Source organism: Streptomyces megasporus, assembly GCF_000718985.1.
In the GTDB taxonomy this organism is placed as follows: domain Bacteria; phylum Actinomycetota; class Actinomycetes; order Streptomycetales; family Streptomycetaceae; genus Streptomyces; species Streptomyces megasporus.
The window spans coordinates 1-424 of the sequence record NZ_JODL01000107.1; the positions used below are offsets into that span (position 1 = coordinate 1).

Annotated in this window: 1 protein-coding gene; it reads left to right on the plus strand. The window is 66.5% G+C overall.

Features of this window, described 5'->3' with window-relative positions; translation table 11 throughout:
• A partial coding sequence (locus IF47_RS0126890; protein WP_031511650.1) for a dihydrofolate reductase family protein occupies positions 1 to 424 on the plus strand: 424 nt, incomplete at both ends.

Genomic DNA, 424 nt, shown 5'->3' on the forward strand with positions numbered 1-424 from the left:
GCCCTCGGCTTCGACGACCTGCCGAACAAGCGGTTCGACACCATCGTCCAGGGCCGCGCCAGCTACGACCTCGCCCTGAAAGAGGGCATCACCAGCCCCTACGCCCACCTGCGCGAGTGCGTGGCCTCCGGCACGCTGGAGAAGTCGCCCGACCCGAACGTCGAGATCATCGCGGACGACCTGGTCGGCAAGGTCCGCGAACTGAAGGCCGAGGACAGCGAGTTCGGCATCTACCTGTGCGGCGGCTCGAAGGTCGCGGGCGAACTGCTCGACGAGATCGACGAGCTCGTCATCAAGACCTATCCGCTGGTGTACGGCTCGGGCATGCCCATGTTCGGGGCCGGGTTCGCGATCTCGGAGTTCACCCTGGAGTCCGTGCGTGCGTTCGGCAACGGCGTGCTGGTGCGCTCGTACAGCAGGAAGC